Raw genomic sequence first — 16,887 nt, 5'->3', positions numbered from 1 at the left:
AGGCAAAAAATAATTAAATAAAAAAACGATACTATTCAGGCGAGGAGACGAGGACCGGCGCGGATACCTTGCACCTGGCTAATCCAGACAGGAATGGTAAAGGAGAGATGCGGATGCAGACGCGGCGCAGGCAATTCTTGCGGGGCGGCAGGTTGTCTATCCTGCGTTAGCAGCGCGCTTAATGTATCCAGCAGCGCGAGATGTTGTGCTTTTAACGGAAAGCTTTCTTCCATCGCCATCGGCAGCGTTTGCGGTGCCATAGCGAAAGAGAGATGACGAATAACGGTGCGAATCGCGTGTTGTTGCCAGTAATCCACACCAAAAGCTGCGGAGCGGCGTGACGTTTCCCCGAGCAATGCGAGGGAATCAAAACTACGTAGCGTACCGGTATGAGTGCTACTGGCTTCTGCAGGCGCGGCGGGTTCAGCGTTGTTATTAAGCGCAGGCAGGCCGAGACTAGCCGCGACCATCCCCAACAGGAGATGCGGCCAGAAATAGCGTCTTCCAAACTGTCGCCAACGCGTGAAAATACCAGGCACTTTAACCCACCGGATAACGCTGCTCTGAGCCCGCGTTATGTTGTTATGAATAAGGGCATAAATATTACCATCATTCCCTGCGGGCAACAGCAGTATCGCTGCGATACCTTACGCAATCCGCACAAGAAACCAGCAGTTAGTCATTATAGGAAGGACAGAAAAGCAAGGCAGAAGGCGGAGAGAAAGATGGTATTAAAAGAGCAATAAAAAACGACTGGTGAACACAGGCCGGAGAGAGTACCTGGTCTACCAGTCGTCTTTAGTCAGACTATGCGGTTACGCCAGCACCAGCGAAGGCGCTTTAAAAGCCAGAGGCAATTCAGCCTCGTCTTCATAGGTGACGTATTCCCAGGCTTCCTGTTTTGCCAGAACCGCCTGAAGCAGTTTGTTGTTCAGCGCATGGCCTGATTTATAGGCGGTAAACGCGCCGATAATGTTATGGCCACACATAAACAGGTCACCAATCGCATCCAGCATTTTGTGACGAACAAATTCGTCTTCAAAACGCAGACCGTCTTCGTTCAGTACGCGATAATCGTCAACAACGATGGCACAATCGAAGCTACCGCCCAGGCACAAACCACGGGACTGCAGATATTCGATATCGCGCATGAAGCCAAAAGTACGGGCGCGGCTAATCTGTCGCATAAACGCGTCTGCAGAAAAATTCATGCAGTAGCGCTGATTGCTTGCATCAATCGCCGGATGGTTGAAATCGATGGTGAAGTCCAGCGAAAAACCGTTATAGGGTTTGAATTCCGCCCACTTATCACCGTCTTCAACACGCACCGTATCTTTGATACGTACGAATTTTTTCGCAACGTTCAATTCATCAATACCTGCGTCTAATAGCAGATAGACAAACGGCGCAGCGCTGCCATCCATAATTGGAATTTCAGGCGCGTCTACTTCGACGACAATGTTATCGATCCCGAGACCTGCCAGCGCGGCATTCAAGTGCTCGACAGTAGAAATCCGCACATCATGCTCATTTACCAGGCAAGTACAGAGCATGGTATCACGCACAGATTTGGCATCGGCCGGGAAATCTACCGGAGGATTCAAGTCGGTGCGACGATAGATGACCCCGGTATTTGCCGGCGCAGGGCGCAGCGTCAGGGTGACTTTTTTGCCGGTATGCAAACCGACGCCAGTCGCCTGAACGATACGTTTAAGAGTCCTTTGTTTGATCATCGTATAATCTCGCCAAATTATTCACCTTACCGATAGTGTACATCACAACCGGTGGGGCATTTTAGCACAAAGAGCGAATATGCCCAACTTCCGGCTTATTCTTAATCAGCCTGCTTGCGCAGAAACGCCGGAATATCCAGATAATCTGGCTCTTTCGCGGTCTGCGGCGTCGGGTCATTCACCACTTTAGAAGCAGGTTTCTGCTCTTGCGTCAGCGGCGCCATGCCGTGCTGCTGGTAACGATCCATTGCTGGCTGCTGCGCTTGTTTATTGGTCACCAGCGTAATTTCCGGACGTTTATCCATGCCGATACCGGTCGCAACAACGGTCACTCGCAGTTCGTCGTTCATATCCGGGTCGAGAGACGTACCGATTACCACGGTCGCATTATCCGATGCAAAAGCACGAATGGTGTTACCCACAGTTTCGAATTCATCCAGACGCAGATCGAAGCCAGCGGTAATGTTGACCAGAACGCCACGTGCGCCGGACAGATCGATATCTTCAAGCAGCGGGCTGGAAATAGCCATTTCGGCCGCTTCTTCCGCACGGTCTTCGCCGCTTGCAACGCCGGAACCCATCATGGCGTAGCCCATTTCAGACATCACGGTACGCACGTCCGCAAAGTCGACGTTCATCAGGCCCGGACGAGTAATCAGCTCGGCGATACCCTGCACTGCACCTTTCAGCACATCATTAGCCGCGCCAAACGCGTCCAGCAGGGAAATCCCACGACCCAGTACTTTCAGCAACTTGTCGTTAGGGATGGTAATCAGGGAATCGACATGACGGGAGAGTTCGGCAATACCCTGTTCGGCAAAAGCCATACGCTTCTTGCCTTCAAAATTAAAAGGCTTAGTCACAACAGCCACGGTCAGAATGCCGAGGTCTTTCGCCACTTCAGCCACTACCGGTGCCGCACCGGTACCAGTACCGCCACCCATACCGGCTGCGATAAACACCATGTCTGCGCCATCTAATGCAGCACGCAACGCTTCACGGTCTTCTTCTGCCGCGTTACGACCCACTTCCGGGTTTGCGCCAGCACCCAAACCTTTTGTGATGCCGCTACCAATCTGGATAGTCTGGCCAACTGCCGTTTTACGCAGGGCCTGGGCATCGGTGTTTACTGCGAAGAACTCCACGCCTTCGATGCGCTCGCGCACCATATGTTCTACGGCGTTACCGCCGCCGCCACCGACGCCGATGACTTTAATCACCGCGTCGTTGGTCAGTTCCATAGGTTCAAACATAATGTCTCTCCGTTTTGTGCCTTTCGCCTGAGACCGCTAATTTTGTCCGGTCTCTGAAAAAAATTAAAACTCTTTTCGCAGCCAGCTGTTGATCCGTTTGATCCACGAGCCGACTGAAGTTCGTTTTTCCACTTCTGCCTCACCGCTAAGATGCGATTCTTTACCATAATGCAGTAAACCCACCGCCGTAGAGTAATAAGGCTCCTGGGCGTAATCGGTAAGGCCAGTAATATTCAAAGGCTGTCCAATACGCACCTGCGTATGGAACACCCGCTGCGCGCACGCTGCCAGACCTTCAATTTGCGCCGCGCCGCCGGTTAATACAATCCCCGCTGCGAGATGATGTTTCACACCTTGCTGGCGAAGCTGCTCCTGCAACTGCAGAATTTCTTCGTTTACCAGATTAAGTAGCTCGGTATAGCGCGGCTCAATCACTTCTGCGAGCGTCTGGCGCTGCAGGCTGCGCGGCGGACGACCACCCACGCTCGGCACTTCAACGCTCTCGTCTTTACCGACCAGCGAACCCAGCGCACAACCGTGGCGCACTTTAATCGCCTCGGCATCGCTCGGCGGCGTACCAAAGGCATACGCAATATCGCTCGTCACTACGTTGCCAGCATAAGGAATCACTTTAGTGTGGCGCAATGCACCGCCGGTATAAACCGCGATATCCATTGTACCACCGCCAATATCCACGACGCAGACACCTAGCTCACGCTCGTCTTCCGTTAATACGGAATAACTGGCCGCCAGGCCCGCGAAAATGAGTTGGTCAACTTTCAGGCCACAACGTTCCACTGCCTTGACGATGTTTTTCGCCATGTCGTTGTGACAGGTGATTAAATGTACTTTCGCCTGCATGCGAACGCCCGATAAGCCTACCGGGTTTTTAATCCCTTCCTGGTAATCAATAGCGTATTCCTGAGGAATCACATGCAATACGCGATGTTCATCACGAACGCGTACTGATTTTGCGGTATGGACAACATTTTCAACATCTTCCTGCGTCACTTCCTCTTCGGAGATAGGCACCATACCTATCTCGTTCTGGCAGCTAATATGCTTGCCGGAAAGTGCCAGGTAGACCGAAGAAATCTGGCAATCTGCCATCAGTTCCGCCTGGTCTATCGCGCGCTGTACGCACTTCACCACGGACTCCAGATCGTTGACGCCGCCTTTATCCATCCCGCGGGACGGACAGCTCCCCACGCCAATGATATTAATCATACCGTCGGGCAGAACTTCCCCTACCAAAGCGGCGACCTTCGCGGTGCCAATCTCCAGTCCAACTACCAGTTTTCTGTCCGTCGCCTTAATCATTGTTGCTCTGCCTGTGCCTGATTCTGTTGCTGATTAATTTCCTCAGTGGGGGCCGGCTCCCAGCCGACCGCCGCGCCGGAGTCATAGCGCAAATCGACATAGCTTATCCGCTTGCCATCAGTTTGCGCTTGCTGTTGCAGAACCGGGTACAGCTCCACAAAGCGTTCCAGGCGTTTCATAGTGTCATCCCGGCCGAGATTGAGCTTAATATCATTGCTCAGCGTCACCTGCCAGGAGCGACGCGCGGTCATTGCCGCTTCCTTCAGTGTAAATTTATCTTTCGCCAGCACCTGCCCCATAGAGCGATAGCCTTGCAGCACTTCGTTTTCGCTGCCTTCCGGGCCGTAAAGCAGCGGTAAGCTCTGCTTATTGGCGCGATCTGACGGTACGCTGAAGGCCGTCCCGTCGTTATCTATCATGTGCTGGTCATTCCAACGTGCTATGGGCACATATTCAACCAGATGAATCTTCAATTCGTCCGGCCATTGCTTTCTTACGCTCGCCTGCTTGATCCACGGCAAACGTTCAATCTGATTCTGGATGATATTCACGTCCTGCGTCATAAACGTTCCGGGCGCGCCCAGCGCGAGGATAGACTGACGAATATCATCGTTGCGGGTGTAATGGCGCTCGCCCGTTACCACCAGCTTTGAAAGCGGCAGGCGCTGAGCGTCTTCCATCCATCCCAGCACCATCCAGCCGCCAAAGAGTACGGTTAACACGACCGCCAGCAGAAAGACGATGCCTGCAAGACGGGTCCCATTATTACGGCGCGAAACCGTATTTTCTTCAGGACGATTTTTCGTGTTCAGCGCAGCCTGCGACATATCAGTCCGCCAGCTCCAGAATACGCACGACCAGCTGCGGGAAGCTCATGCCCGCCTGACGCGCCGCCATCGGCACAAGACTATGGCTGGTCATACCCGGCGCCGTATTTACCTCCAGCAGATAAAACTCACCATCGCTGTCCTGCATCACATCTACACGGCCCCAACCACGGCAACCCAACACACGCCAGGCTTTCATCACCAGTGCCTGCAATGCCTGTTCACGGTCGGCATCAAGGCCAGCCGGGCAGAAATATTGTGTCTCGTCAGAGAGATACTTCGCCTCGTAATCATAAAAAACGCCGGCGGGCTGAATCCGTATCGAGGGCAGAATCTCCTCGCCCAGTATGGCGACGGTAAATTCCGGCCCACTCAGCCATTTTTCGACCAGTACTTCGCTGTCATGTTCGAACGCCAGTTCAAGCGCATGCGTTAACGCATCAGCGCTATCAACCTTCGACATACCGACGCTTGAGCCTTCACGGCTCGGCTTTACGATAACCGGCAGGCCCAGCGCGGCGATACGTGCTTTCTGCGTTTCGCTCAGCCCGTTAACGATATCGCGACGCTCCAGCGCTACCCACGGCGCGACAGGCAATCCTGCGCCCTGCCAGAGCAGTTTGGTGCGCAGTTTATCCATGGTAATGGCCGACGCCATTACGCCGCTGCCGGTGTAGGGCAGCCCGAGATACTCCAGCGTCCCTTGCAGTGTGCCATCTTCACCGCCGCGACCGTGTAGCGCGATAAAGACTTTATCGAATCCTTCTTCTTTCAGCGTCGTGACGCAGATGTCGCGTGGATCAATCGCATATGCATCCACGCCAGCATCCTTCAGACCTGCGAGCACGGCGCTACCTGACTGCAACGACACCTCACGCTCCGCCGAGCTGCCGCCCAGCAATACGGCGATTTTCTCAGCCATGCGCGTTTTCCTCCGGTTGCAGCTTCGCTTCCGCCAGCTGGCGCGCGATTTTACCGATATTGCCCGCGCCCTGAACCAGAATCAAATCATTGCCCGACAACACGGGTGCCAGCATGGCGGCGACCTGCGCAGGATCGGAAACCAGAATCGGGTCGACTTTTCCACGCGCGCGAATGGTACGGCACAGCGAACGGCTGTCTGCCCCCGGAATTGGCGCCTCGCCCGCCGGATAGACGTCCAGCATCAGCAGCACATCAACCTGCGACAGCACGTTGGCGAAATCGTCATAGAGATCGCGCGTGCGGGTATAACGGTGTGGCTGAAAAATCATCACCAGGTTTTTCTCAGGCCAGCCCGCACGTGCAGCGCGTACCGTCGCATCTACTTCGGTCGGGTGATGCCCATAGTCGTCGACCAGCATCGCCGTACCCGATTTGCCATTCACATTAGCAAGCGGGAATTCTCCCAGGAAATCAAAGCGACGCCCGGTCCCCTGGAAGCTCTCCAGCGCGCGCAGAATCGCCTCGTCGTCAATGCCCTCTTCCGTCGCGACCGCTACCGCCGCCGCTGCGTTCAGCGCGTTATGGCGGCCTGGTGCGTTCAGGGTCACGTGCAGTTCAGGTTTGTCCTGCCGCACGAGGGTAAAATGCCCTTGCGCGCCAGTCTGGCGATAATTTCCCACACGTACATCGGCATCTTCGCTGAAACCATAAGTGGTAATTTGACGGCCGACACGCGGCAGCAGCTCGCGAATGACCGGATCGTCCACACACATAACGGCGCGACCATAGAATGGCAAGTTGTGCAGGAAGTTAATAAACGTCTGCTTCAGGTTTTCAAAGTCGCCGTGATACGTGTCCATATGGTCGGCTTCGATGTTCGTCACAATCGCGACCATCGGCTGCAAATGCAAAAACGACGCATCGCTTTCGTCTGCTTCGGCAATCAGATAACGGCTGTTGCCGAGGCGTGCATGCGTACCTGCCGCTTTCACCAGCCCGCCGTTGACGAACGTCGGATCCAGACCTGCTTCAGCGTAAATACTTGAAACCATGGCCGTGGTCGTGGTTTTGCCATGCGTACCTGCCACCGCGATGCCGTGGCGAAAACGCATCAGTTCCGCCAGCATCTCGGCGCGGCGAATAACCGGAATACGCGCTTCGTGCGCGGCGACGATCTCCGGGTTATCCGCAGAAATCGCGCTGGATACCACCACTACGCTCGCGTCCAGCACGTTCTCCGGACGGTGGTTGAAATAAATCGTGGCGCCCAGCGCCGTCAACTGCTGCGTGACAGCGTTCGGTGCCAGATCGGAGCCGCTGATCTGGTAGCCTTCGTTAGCCAGGACTTCCGCGATGCCGCCCATGCCTGCGCCGCCAATGCCAACGAAGTGAATGTGCCGGACGCGACGCATCTCGGGCACGATAGAACGCAGTTTCGCCAGTTGTTGTGTATTCATTCTTTAAAAGCCTTTGGCAAACGCCATAACATCATCAATCACGCGGAACAAAATTATCCGCAATCGTCACGCGCGGGCTACCGCGCGTACTTCATTTGCGACCCGTTCGGTCGCGTCGGGAATGGCGGCCGCTCTGGCCCGCTCTGCCATGTCGAGCAACGTGGCGCGATCCCATCCCTTCAGCGTCTCGCTCACCGCCTCGACGGTAAACTGCGGCTGCTCCAGAATCTTCGCCGCCCCCGCTTTTTCAAGCGGCAGCGCGTTCCAGTACTGCTGTCTGTCTTTATGCTGGAATGGCACAAAGAGCGCCGGCAAACCGGCCGCGGCGATTTCGCTCACCGTTAGCGCGCCGGAGCGGCATACGACCACATCCGCCCACGCGTAGGCTGCCGCCATATCGTCGATAAACTCGGTCACCTTATGCTGCGACTGACCGACGCTGGCGTAGGCCTGTTGAACGTCCGCCTGTGCGCCTTTACCGCTCTGATGCCAGATAGTCACGGCATCGCCGAGACGCGCCGCCACCTGTGGCATCGTCTGGTTTAGCACGCGCGCGCCTTGCGAGCCGCCAACGACCAGCACGCGCACAGGACCTTCACGTCCCGTGAGACGCTCCTGCGGCAGCGCCAGCGCCAGCACGTCGGTACGTACCGGGTTGCCCACTACGTCCGCTTTCGGGAACGCGCCGGGAAATGCCTGCATCACGCGGGTCGCGATCTTCGCGAGCCACTTGTTGGTCAGCCCCGCAATGCCATTTTGCTCGTGCAGCACGACCGGTATACCAAGCGACCAGGCCGCAAGCCCGCCGGGGCCCGAAACATAACCGCCCATGCCCAGCACCACGTCCGGCTGGAAACGCTTCATAATCGCTCGCGCCTGACGCCAGGCGTTAAAAATACGCATCGGCGCTAACAGTTGCGCCTTAATACCTTTGCCGCGCAGGCCAGAGATACGAATAAAATCGATCTCAATGCCGTTTTTCGGCACCAGGTCGGCCTCCATGCGATCGGCAGTCCCCAGCCAGCGGACCTGCCATCCCTGCGCCATTAGATGGTGCGCTACAGCAAGGCCTGGAAAGACGTGTCCGCCCGTTCCGCCTGCCATCACCATCAGCCGCTTTGGTTGACCACTCATCGTGAACCTCGTGTAAACGCCTGGGCTTTCTCCAGACGCGTTTCATAATCTATGCGCAACAGAAACATAATCGCCGTCGACATAATCAGCAGGCTCGAACCGCCGTAACTGATAAGTGGCAGCGTCAGGCCTTTGGTCGGCAGCATACCCGCCGCCGCGCCGACGTTTACCAGCGACTGGAAGCTAAACCAGATGCCGATAGAACAGGCCAGAAAACCCGCGAAACGCTGGTCGGTTTCCAGTGCGCGACGCCCGATCGACATGGCACGAAAAGCCACGAAGAATACCATCAAAAGCGCCAGTACCACACCGATATATCCCAGTTCTTCCCCAATAATGGAGAAGATGAAGTCCGTGTGCGCTTCGGGTAAATACTCAAGCTTCTGCACCGAATTCCCAAGCCCCTGCCCCCATAATTCGCCACGGCCAAACGCCATTAACGACTGAGTGAGCTGGTAGCCGCTGCCGAATGGATCTTCCCAGGGATTCCAGAATGAGGTCACGCGGCGGATACGGTATGGCTCCGCCAGGATCAGCAGCACAACGGCAGAGATACCCATGCCGATGATGGCAATGAATTGCCAGAGCTTGGCGCCTGCGAGAAACAGCATCGCAAGGGTCGTCACGAACAGCACGACCACCGTCCCGAGGTCAGGCTGCGCCAGCAGCAGGACGGCCATGACCAGAATTACGCCCATCGGTTTTAAGAAGCCGCGGAGGTTATTACGCACTTCATCAACCTTACGCACCAGGTAGTTCGACAGATAACAAAAGAGCGACAGCTTGGAGAATTCCGCAGGCTGAATACGCAGCGGCCCGAGCGCAATCCAGCGCGATGCCCCGTTGACCGAGCTCCCTACCACCAGCACGATGAGCAGCATCACGATTGAGGCAATCAGCATCGCGGCACTGTGCCGCTGCCAGAACTCCATTGGCAGGCGCAGCGTAATCAGCGCCAGAGCAAACGCCAGCAGAATATAAATACCGTCACGCTTGGCGAACAGGAACGGATCGTTCGCCAGACGCTGCCCTACCGGCATTGACGCCGAGGTCACCATAATGAAACCTATCGCCGCCAGGCCAAGCGTCAGCCAGAGCAGTGTGCGGTCGTACATGACGAGACTGGTCGTGTCTTTCTCGCGCGAACCCATCACCCAGCCACGGAGCGCCCCGAACAGCCAGGCGAAAATACCCATACCGGGCAGGCGCGGCAGGCGAAGGCGTGGGAGAGATAAACGCATCAGCCAAGCTCCTTCGCAAGACGCGTAAAGATGTCGCCGCGCTGTTCGAAGTTTTTGAACTGATCAAGGCTTGCGCAAGCGGGAGAAAGCAACACCATATCGCCTGGCTGCACGCGCCCGGCGATAAGTTTCATCGCCTCTTCCATCGTGTCGGTACGGTCGGCGACGTCCGGGCGCAGCGCCGCCAGCGCGTCGCCGTCACGGCCAAAGCAGTACAACCGCACGCGTTCGCCCGTGAGGTAATGCGCGAGCGGCGAAAAGTCAGCGGATTTACCATTGCCGCCCAGTAGCAGGTGCAGCGTACCGTCAAGATGCAGACCATTCAGCGCCGCTTCGGTGCTGCCGACGTTGGTCGCTTTGGAATCGTTAATCCAGCGCACCCCGTTATGCTCAAACGCCAGCTGGAAGCGGTGCGCCAGTCCTGCGAATGTCGTCAGCGCCTTAAGACTGCTGGCACGCGGCAGGCCAGCGGCATCAGCGAGCGCCAGCGCCGCGAGGGCATTGGTATAGTTATGCTGCCCGACCAGTTGCATCTCTTTCACGTTAAGGACTTTTTCACCGCGGACGCGCAGCCAGGTTTCGCCCTGCTGGCGGTTGAGGTGGTAATCCCCGACGTCAATGCCAAAACTGACACAGCGCGCATCGGCACCGCGAACCGGCATGGTCAGCGCATCATCAGCGTTCACCACGCATACCGTCGCGTTTTCATAAATCCGTAATTTTGCCGCGCGATACTGCTGCAGACCGAGCGGATACCGGTCCATATGATCTTCGGTCACGTTAAGGATAGTTGCCGCAGCAGCTTTAAGGCTAAACGTAGTTTCGAGCTGGAAGCTTGATAGCTCAAGCACATAGAGTTCACGCCCCTCTTCCAGCAACATCAACGCAGGCAGACCAATATTGCCGCCAACGCCAACATTCACGCCTGCCGCTTTCGCCATTTCGCCGACCAGCGTCGTGACGGTGCTTTTCCCGTTCGAACCAGTAATCGCGATAATGGGCGCCTGCGCTTCGCGACAAAACAGCTCAATATCGCCGACGATCTCAACACCCGCCTCCGCCGCTGCACTCAGCGCCGGGTGCGCGAGCGCAATACCGGGGCTTGCGACAATCAAATCGGCGTTCATCAGCCAGGCGTCATTCAGGGAGCCGAGGTGGCGCTCCACCTCTTCCGGCAGCTTATCCAGCCCCGGCGGGGAGATTCGGGTATCCATGATGCGCGGCGTCACACCGCGCCCCAGGAAAAAGTCCACGCAGGAAAGGCCGGTTAACCCAAGCCCAATGATGACGACTTTTTTACCCTGATAATCTGCCATGATTAACGTACCTTAAGCGTAGCCAGGCCAATCAGCACCAGCATCAGCGAAATCACCCAGAAGCGCACAATCACGCGCGGCTCCGGCCAGCCCTTCAGTTCATAATGATGATGAATCGGTGCCATGCGGAAAATGCGCTGACCGCGCAGCTTAAAGGAGCCGACCTGCAGAATGACCGACAGCGTCTCTACGACAAAAACACCGCCCATAATTACCAGCAGGAACTCCTGACGCAGCAGTACGGCAATAACACCCAGCGCGCCGCCGAGTGCCAGCGAGCCGACATCACCCATAAAGACCTGCGCCGGGTAAGTGTTGAACCACAAAAAGCCCAGACCCGCGCCAACAATCGCAGTACAGACAATCACCAGCTCACCTGCGTGGCGCAGATATGGAATGTGCAGATACTCCGCAAACTTAACGTTACCGGTCGCCCAGGCAACCAGCGCGAAACCGGCCGCCACCAGCACGGTTGGCATGATGGCGAGACCGTCAAGCCCGTCGGTGAGGTTCACCGCGTTGCCGGTACCGACAATAACGAAATACGCGAGCAGAATGTAGAAAATGCCGAGCTGCGGCATGACATCTTTAAAGAACGGCACAACCAGTTCGGTGGCAGGCGTATCTTTCCCGGTGATGTAAAGCGCAAACGCCACCGTCAGGGCGATAACCGACATCCAGAAGTATTTCCAGCGGGCAATCAGGCCTTTCGTGTCTTTACGAACCACCTTGCGGTAATCGTCGACAAAGCCCACCGCGCCGTAACCGACCAGCACAAACAGCACACACCAGACATACGGATTAGACGGATAAGCCCACAGCAATACCGACACCACGATAGAAGTGAGGATCATGATGCCGCCCATGGTCGGCGTGCCGCGTTTGCTGAAATGCGACTCCGGACCATCGTTACGTACCACCTGGCCGAAGGAGAGTTTCTGTAAATGCGCGATCAGGCGCGGGCCCATCCATAAAGAGATAAACAGCGCGGTCAGCAGGCTGACGATGGCGCGAAACGTCAGATAAGAAAAGACGTTAAAGCCGGAATAATATTTGACCAGATACTCGGCCAGCCACACTAACATGTCCCGTTCTCCTGTAATGCGCGCACCACCTCTTCCATGGCAGCACTACGTGAACCTTTCACTAAAAGGGTAATGATGGAATGCTCACTGATGAGCGTTTTAAGGCGTGCAACCACGGCCTGTTTATTCTGGAAATGTTCGCCCACGCCGCTTGCGCGGCTGATGCCTTCGCTAAGCGTGCCCACGCTCAGAACTTTATCGATGCCCGCCGCTTTCGCCGCTTCGCCCACCTGCTGATGACAGGCTTCAGCTTCATCGCCAAGTTCCGCCATATCGCCGACGACCATCACGCGATAACCTGGCATTTCAGACAGCACCTGAACTGCGGCGGTCATTGAACCGACGTTAGCGTTATAGCTGTCATCCAGCAGCAGCTGGTTTTCTGCAAGCGCTACCGGGAACAGGCGTCCCGGGACCGCTTTTAACTTCGCAAGCCCTGCTTTAATCGCATCATGCGGCGCACCGACGGCCGATGCCAGCGCGGACGCGGCCAGCGCATTGGCAATGTTATGACGGCCCGGCAGCGGCAACAGAACGTCCACGTCACCCGTCGGAGTACGCAGCGTGAACTCCGTGCCGTGGCTGGTGATATGTATATGAGTGGCGCTGAAATCGCTGCTCTCAAGGTTCGGTGAAAAACGCCAGACCTTGCGGTTGCCGATAATGCTCTGCCAGTTCAGCCAGTCGTTATTGTCAGCATTGAGAATAGCGATGCCGTTTTCCGGCAGCCCCGTGAAAATTTCGCCTTTCGCTTTTGCAACGCCCGCAAGCGAGCCGAAGCCTTCGAGATGTGCCGCCGCCAGATTGTTAACCAGCGCGGCTTCCGGACGTGTCAGGCTTACCGTCCAGGCGATTTCGCCCTGATGGTTTGCCCCAAGTTCAATCACTGCATACTGATGTTCCGGCGTAAGACGCAGCAGCGTCATCGGCACGCCGATATCGTTATTAAGATTGCCTGCGGTATAAAGCGTATTGCCGCATTCGCTAAGAATGGCGGCAGTCATCTCTTTCACCGACGTTTTTCCGGAAGAACCGGTCAAGGCCACAACACGCGCCGGTACTTGCTGTCTTACCCAGGCAGCCAGTTCGCCAAAGGCGAGACGCGTATCGGCCACCACCAGTTGCGGCAGGTCGATATCAAGCTTGCGGCTTACCAGCAGCGCGCCTGCGCCGCCAGCCTGCGCTTGCGCGGCAAAATCGTGCGCGTCAAAACGCTCGCCTTTCAGGGCGACAAATAAACAGCCCGGCGTCAGTGTGCGGGTATCGGTCGTAACGGCCTCGACATCGGCGTCGGCGCCGTGCAGCTCGCCCTGCAAAACGGCGGCAAGCTGGCTCAAAGATATGCGAATCATGCCACTGCTCCCAGCAGGCGCGCCGCAGTGACGCGGTCGGAGTAATCAAGACGGCGAGTGCCGACAATCTGGTAATCTTCGTGACCTTTACCGGCCACCAGCACAACGTCGTTTTCCGCCGCCTGCATGATGGCGTTGGTGACGGCTTCTGCGCGGCCCTCTACAACACGAGCGCGCCCCGCATCCAGCATGCCCGTGAGGATATCGGCAATAATCGCTTTCGGATCTTCCGTGCGCGGGTTGTCGTCGGTCACGACGATGACATCGGCAAACTGCTCGGCAATCGCGCCCATCAGCGGACGTTTGCCTTTATCGCGATCGCCGCCGCAGCCGAAAACGCACCACAGCTTGCCCGCGCAGTGCAGACGCGCCGCCTGCAACGCTTTTTCAAGCGCGTCAGGCGTATGGGCATAATCGACGACAACCGTTGGTTTGCCAGGCGCACTGAACACTTCCATGCGGCCATTAACTGGCTGCAGACGCGTCGCGCTTTCCAGCAGCGCCGCGAGCGGGTAACCCAGCGCCAGCAACGTACCGAGCGCCAGCAGCAAATTGCTCACATTAAACGCGCCCATCAGACGGCTTTCGATAGTGCCGTCGCCCCACGAGGAGCTGAAACGCAGCGTAGCGCCACGGTCGTGATACTCCACCGCATCGGCGCGCAACCAACGGCCATGGCAATCCGGGTTTATATTATTTTCCATCGACACCGCGACCGCGTCCGGCAGCTTCGCCAGCCAGCGACGACCCACTTCATCGTCGGCATTGATAATTGCCTGACCATAGTGGTGCGAGGAAAACAGCAGCCATTTCGCCGCTTCGTAATGCTCCATGTCACCGTGATAGTCGAGATGATCGCGGCTTAAATTGGTAAATACGGAAGCAGCAAATTGCAACGCGGCCACACGATGCTGCACCAGACCGTGGGAAGAGACTTCCATCGCGGCGAAACTCGCGCCCTGTTCAGCAAGTCCTGACAGCACGTGCTGAACATCAACCGCCGAGCCGGTCGTGTTTTCCGTCGGGATGACTTTGCCAAGCAGACCGTTCCCAACCGTGCCCATGACAGCGCTGGTCTCTCCAAGCAGTTGGCTCCACTGCGCTAATAGTTGCGTGGTAGTGGTTTTACCGTTAGTGCCCGTCACGCCGATAAGACGCAGGCGCTCGGACGGCTCGTGATAAAAACGTCCTGCCAGCGCGGAGAGACGCTCGTTCAGCTGGCTTAAATAGATAACCGGCACGCCGTGCATCTCACGGACTTCACCGTCCGTCGCCTCGCCTTTCGCTTCAGCGACGATGGCAGCTACACCTTGCGCTATCGCCTGCGGGATATAACGACGCCCGTCCGCCTGATGACCGACCACCGCCACAAAGAGATCCCCCGCAGCCGCAACGCGGCTGTCCAGGGTCATCTCCCGCAGAGCTCGCGCAGGCAGACCAGCTACCCACGGAGCGAGAAGGTCGCGCAAATTACGATCTGCCACCTGTTCCCTCTTCTCGATTAATTACGAATTCACTTTTTTCGCCCGTTGTCAGCGCGTCCGGCTCGATGTTCATGGTGCGCAGAACGCCGCCCATGATGGCCCCGAAGACCGGCGCGGAAACGGCGCCGCCGTAGTATTTACCCGCCTGAGGATCGTTAATCACCACCACCAGCGCGAAACGCGGATTGCTGGCAGGTGCAACGCCTGCGGTGTAAGCAATGTATTTGTTGATGTAGCGTCCATCCGGCCCGACTTTTTTCGCCGTACCGGTTTTAATCGCAATGCGGTAGCCCTTGATAGCCGCCTTCACGCCGCCCCCGCCCGGGAGCGCTACGCTTTCCATCATATGCACCACGGTGCGCACAATAGATTCCGGGAAAATACGCTCGCCTGGCACTGGCGGGTCAACCTTCGTTATCGATAGCGGACGATAGACGCCGTAGCTGCCGATGGTCGCGTAGACACGAGCTAACTGTAACGGCGTTACCATGAGCCCGTAGCCGAATGAGAAGGTGGCCCTCTCTATGTCAGACCACCGTTGTTTTTGTGGGAATAAGCCACTGCGTTCTCCGACCAGTCCCAGATTGGTCGACTTACCAAGTCCAAAGCGTGAGTAAGTATCTACTAACGCTGAGGAGGGCATCGCTAACGCCAGTTTGGAAACCCCGACGTTACTCGACTTCTGTAAAACCCCGGTAAGCGTCAGCTCGCTGTAACGCGCGACGTCTTTAATCTCATGGCCGTTAATCCGATACGGCACCGTATTCAGCACCGTATTTTCCTGCACCACGCCGCGCTGCAACGCCGTCATCACCACCATCGGTTTTACCGTCGAACCCGGTTCGAACACATCGGTAATGGTACGGTTACGCATGACATCTTTCGGCGTACCGGTGATGTTATTTGGGTTGTAAGAGGGGCTGTTGGCCATCGCCAGTACTTCACCAGTATTCACATCGACCAGTACGGCGCTGCCGGATTCTGCCTTGTTAAAGGCTACGGCGTTATTAAGTTCACGATAGACCAGCGCCTGCAGGCGTTCGTCGATACTGAGTGCAAGGTTATGCGCCGCCTGGCTGTCGGTTGAGGAAATATCCTCAATGACGCGGCCATAGCGGTCTTTACGCACAATGCGCTCACCAGGCTGACCAGTCAGCCATTTATCGAAGCTTTTTTCGACGCCTTCAATTCCCTGGCTGTCTACGTTGGTGAACCCAATGAGGTGAGCGGTCACTGCGCCTGAAGGATAGTAACGGCGTGACTCTTCACGCAGATGAATGCCCGGAAGCTTAAGCTTTTTGATGTACTCGCCAATATCCGGGTTTACCTGGCGTGCCAGGTAGATAAAGCGGCCTTTCGGGTTCGCGTTGACGCGCGCGGAAAGCTGGTCGAGCGGGATTTTGAGCGCGTCGGAGAGCGCTTTCCAGCGGTTATCAAGCGTAATGCCGCCCGCGTCGTGAAGCTCTTTCGGGTCAGCCCAGATAGCTTTTACCGGCACGCTCACCGCCAGCGGACGGCCTGAACGGTCGGTAATCATACCGCGCGCAGTAGACACTTCCTGGACACGTAACGAACGCATATCGCCCTGGCGCACCAGCATGTCCGGGTCGACTATCTGCAGCCAGGCGACGCGCGCCAGCAGAAACGCCAGAGCCAACAAAATGCAGCCGCAAAGCAACGCAAAACGCCAACTGATAAAGTTGGCCTGTTCTTCCTGACGTTTTGGTTTAAGCGTCTTTGCTGCTGCTTTCATTCGCCTGG

Annotated in this window: 14 protein-coding genes; all 14 read right to left on the bottom strand. The window is 56.6% G+C overall.

From position 1 onward, the window contains the following. Positions 1-35: 35 nt before the first annotated feature. The gene (gene secM, locus AFK62_RS03700) at positions 36-539 is read right to left on the bottom strand and encodes a secA translation cis-regulator SecM (RefSeq protein ID WP_071884225.1); all 504 of its coding nucleotides are present in this window, start codon (positions 537-539) and stop codon (positions 36-38) included. Positions 540-815: 276 nt separating this feature from the next. Beyond that, on the bottom strand, positions 816-1,733 hold the full coding sequence (lpxC, locus tag AFK62_RS03695) for a UDP-3-O-acyl-N-acetylglucosamine deacetylase (protein ID WP_007677029.1): 918 nt from the start codon (positions 1,731-1,733) through the stop codon (positions 816-818). 101 nt (positions 1,734-1,834) lie between these two features. Continuing rightward, a complete protein-coding gene (gene ftsZ / locus AFK62_RS03690; RefSeq protein ID WP_007677031.1) occupies positions 1,835-2,986 on the bottom strand; it encodes a cell division protein FtsZ in 1,152 nt (383 codons plus the stop codon). A gap of 63 nt (positions 2,987-3,049) precedes the next feature. After that, on the bottom strand, positions 3,050-4,306 hold the full coding sequence (ftsA, locus tag AFK62_RS03685) for a cell division protein FtsA (protein WP_007677044.1): 1,257 nt from the start codon (positions 4,304-4,306) through the stop codon (positions 3,050-3,052). Further along, positions 4,303-5,133, bottom strand: a complete 831-nt coding sequence (gene ftsQ / locus AFK62_RS03680) for a cell division protein FtsQ (protein ID WP_007677047.1) — start codon at positions 5,131-5,133, stop codon at positions 4,303-4,305. The genes ftsA and ftsQ overlap by 4 nt, the downstream gene beginning before the upstream one ends. 1 nt (position 5,134) lies before the next feature. Then, on the bottom strand, positions 5,135-6,055 hold the full coding sequence (locus AFK62_RS03675) for a D-alanine--D-alanine ligase (RefSeq protein ID WP_007677048.1): 921 nt from the start codon (positions 6,053-6,055) through the stop codon (positions 5,135-5,137). Beyond that, the gene (gene murC, locus AFK62_RS03670) at positions 6,048-7,514 is read right to left on the bottom strand and encodes a UDP-N-acetylmuramate--L-alanine ligase (RefSeq protein ID WP_007677049.1); all 1,467 of its coding nucleotides are present in this window, start codon (positions 7,512-7,514) and stop codon (positions 6,048-6,050) included. The genes AFK62_RS03675 and murC overlap by 8 nt, the downstream gene beginning before the upstream one ends. A gap of 66 nt (positions 7,515-7,580) precedes the next feature. Beyond that, positions 7,581-8,648, bottom strand: coding sequence for an undecaprenyldiphospho-muramoylpentapeptide beta-N-acetylglucosaminyltransferase (murG, locus tag AFK62_RS03665; protein ID WP_007677050.1), 1,068 nt, complete (start codon positions 8,646-8,648; stop codon positions 7,581-7,583). Next, positions 8,645-9,889, bottom strand: a complete 1,245-nt coding sequence (ftsW, locus tag AFK62_RS03660; RefSeq protein WP_053531721.1) for a cell division protein FtsW — start codon at positions 9,887-9,889, stop codon at positions 8,645-8,647. Before ftsW ends, murG begins: the two co-directional genes overlap by 4 nt. Then, the gene (gene murD / locus AFK62_RS03655; RefSeq protein WP_007677052.1) at positions 9,889-11,205 is read right to left on the bottom strand and encodes a UDP-N-acetylmuramoyl-L-alanine--D-glutamate ligase; all 1,317 of its coding nucleotides are present in this window, start codon (positions 11,203-11,205) and stop codon (positions 9,889-9,891) included. The genes ftsW and murD overlap by 1 nt, the downstream gene beginning before the upstream one ends. 2 nt (positions 11,206-11,207) lie before the next feature. Beyond that, positions 11,208-12,290, bottom strand: a complete 1,083-nt coding sequence (gene mraY / locus AFK62_RS03650; protein WP_007677062.1) for a phospho-N-acetylmuramoyl-pentapeptide-transferase — start codon at positions 12,288-12,290, stop codon at positions 11,208-11,210. Then, positions 12,284-13,642, bottom strand: coding sequence for a UDP-N-acetylmuramoyl-tripeptide--D-alanyl-D-alanine ligase (murF, locus tag AFK62_RS03645; protein ID WP_032984671.1), 1,359 nt, complete (start codon positions 13,640-13,642; stop codon positions 12,284-12,286). Before murF ends, mraY begins: the two co-directional genes overlap by 7 nt. Beyond that, positions 13,639-15,126 carry a UDP-N-acetylmuramoyl-L-alanyl-D-glutamate--2,6-diaminopimelate ligase gene (gene murE / locus AFK62_RS03640; protein ID WP_032984672.1) on the bottom strand — a complete coding sequence of 496 codons (1,488 nt, stop codon included), beginning with the start codon at positions 15,124-15,126 and terminating at the stop codon, positions 13,639-13,641. The genes murF and murE overlap by 4 nt, the downstream gene beginning before the upstream one ends. Beyond that, positions 15,113-16,879 (bottom strand): peptidoglycan glycosyltransferase FtsI, encoded by a 1,767-nt coding sequence (locus AFK62_RS03635; RefSeq protein ID WP_007677065.1) that lies wholly within the window; start codon positions 16,877-16,879, stop codon positions 15,113-15,115. Before AFK62_RS03635 ends, murE begins: the two co-directional genes overlap by 14 nt. Positions 16,880-16,887: the final 8 nt, after the last annotated feature.

It is taken from the genome of Cronobacter condimenti 1330, assembly GCF_001277255.1.
GTDB classification, from domain to species: Bacteria; Pseudomonadota; Gammaproteobacteria; order Enterobacterales; family Enterobacteriaceae; genus Cronobacter; species Cronobacter condimenti.
The sequence above is the reverse complement of the archived record's forward strand: the minus strand, read 5'-3'. Positions and strand labels throughout refer to the sequence as shown.

Bases quoted from the DNA above. Each gene is read 5' to 3' on its own strand.
- ftsQ (WP_007677047.1), bottom strand. From the start codon at position 5,133: ATGTCGCAGGCTGCGCTGAACACGAAAAATCGTCCTGAAGAAAATACG.
- murC (WP_007677049.1), bottom strand. From the start codon at position 7,514: ATGAATACACAACAACTGGCGAAACTGCGTTCTATCGTGCCCGAGATG.
- ftsZ (WP_007677031.1), bottom strand. From the start codon at position 2,986: ATGTTTGAACCTATGGAACTGACCAACGACGCGGTGATTAAAGTCATC.
- AFK62_RS03635 (WP_007677065.1), bottom strand. From the start codon at position 16,879: ATGAAAGCAGCAGCAAAGACGCTTAAACCAAAACGTCAGGAAGAACAG.
- murF (WP_032984671.1), bottom strand. From the start codon at position 13,642: ATGATTCGCATATCTTTGAGCCAGCTTGCCGCCGTTTTGCAGGGCGAG.
- lpxC (WP_007677029.1), bottom strand. From the start codon at position 1,733: ATGATCAAACAAAGGACTCTTAAACGTATCGTTCAGGCGACTGGCGTC.
- AFK62_RS03675 (WP_007677048.1), bottom strand. From the start codon at position 6,055: ATGGCTGAGAAAATCGCCGTATTGCTGGGCGGCAGCTCGGCGGAGCGT.
- ftsW (WP_053531721.1), bottom strand. From the start codon at position 9,889: ATGCGTTTATCTCTCCCACGCCTTCGCCTGCCGCGCCTGCCCGGTATG.
- murG (WP_007677050.1), bottom strand. From the start codon at position 8,648: ATGAGTGGTCAACCAAAGCGGCTGATGGTGATGGCAGGCGGAACGGGC.
- mraY (WP_007677062.1), bottom strand. From the start codon at position 12,290: ATGTTAGTGTGGCTGGCCGAGTATCTGGTCAAATATTATTCCGGCTTT.
- ftsA (WP_007677044.1), bottom strand. From the start codon at position 4,306: ATGATTAAGGCGACGGACAGAAAACTGGTAGTTGGACTGGAGATTGGC.
- murD (WP_007677052.1), bottom strand. From the start codon at position 11,205: ATGGCAGATTATCAGGGTAAAAAAGTCGTCATCATTGGGCTTGGGTTA.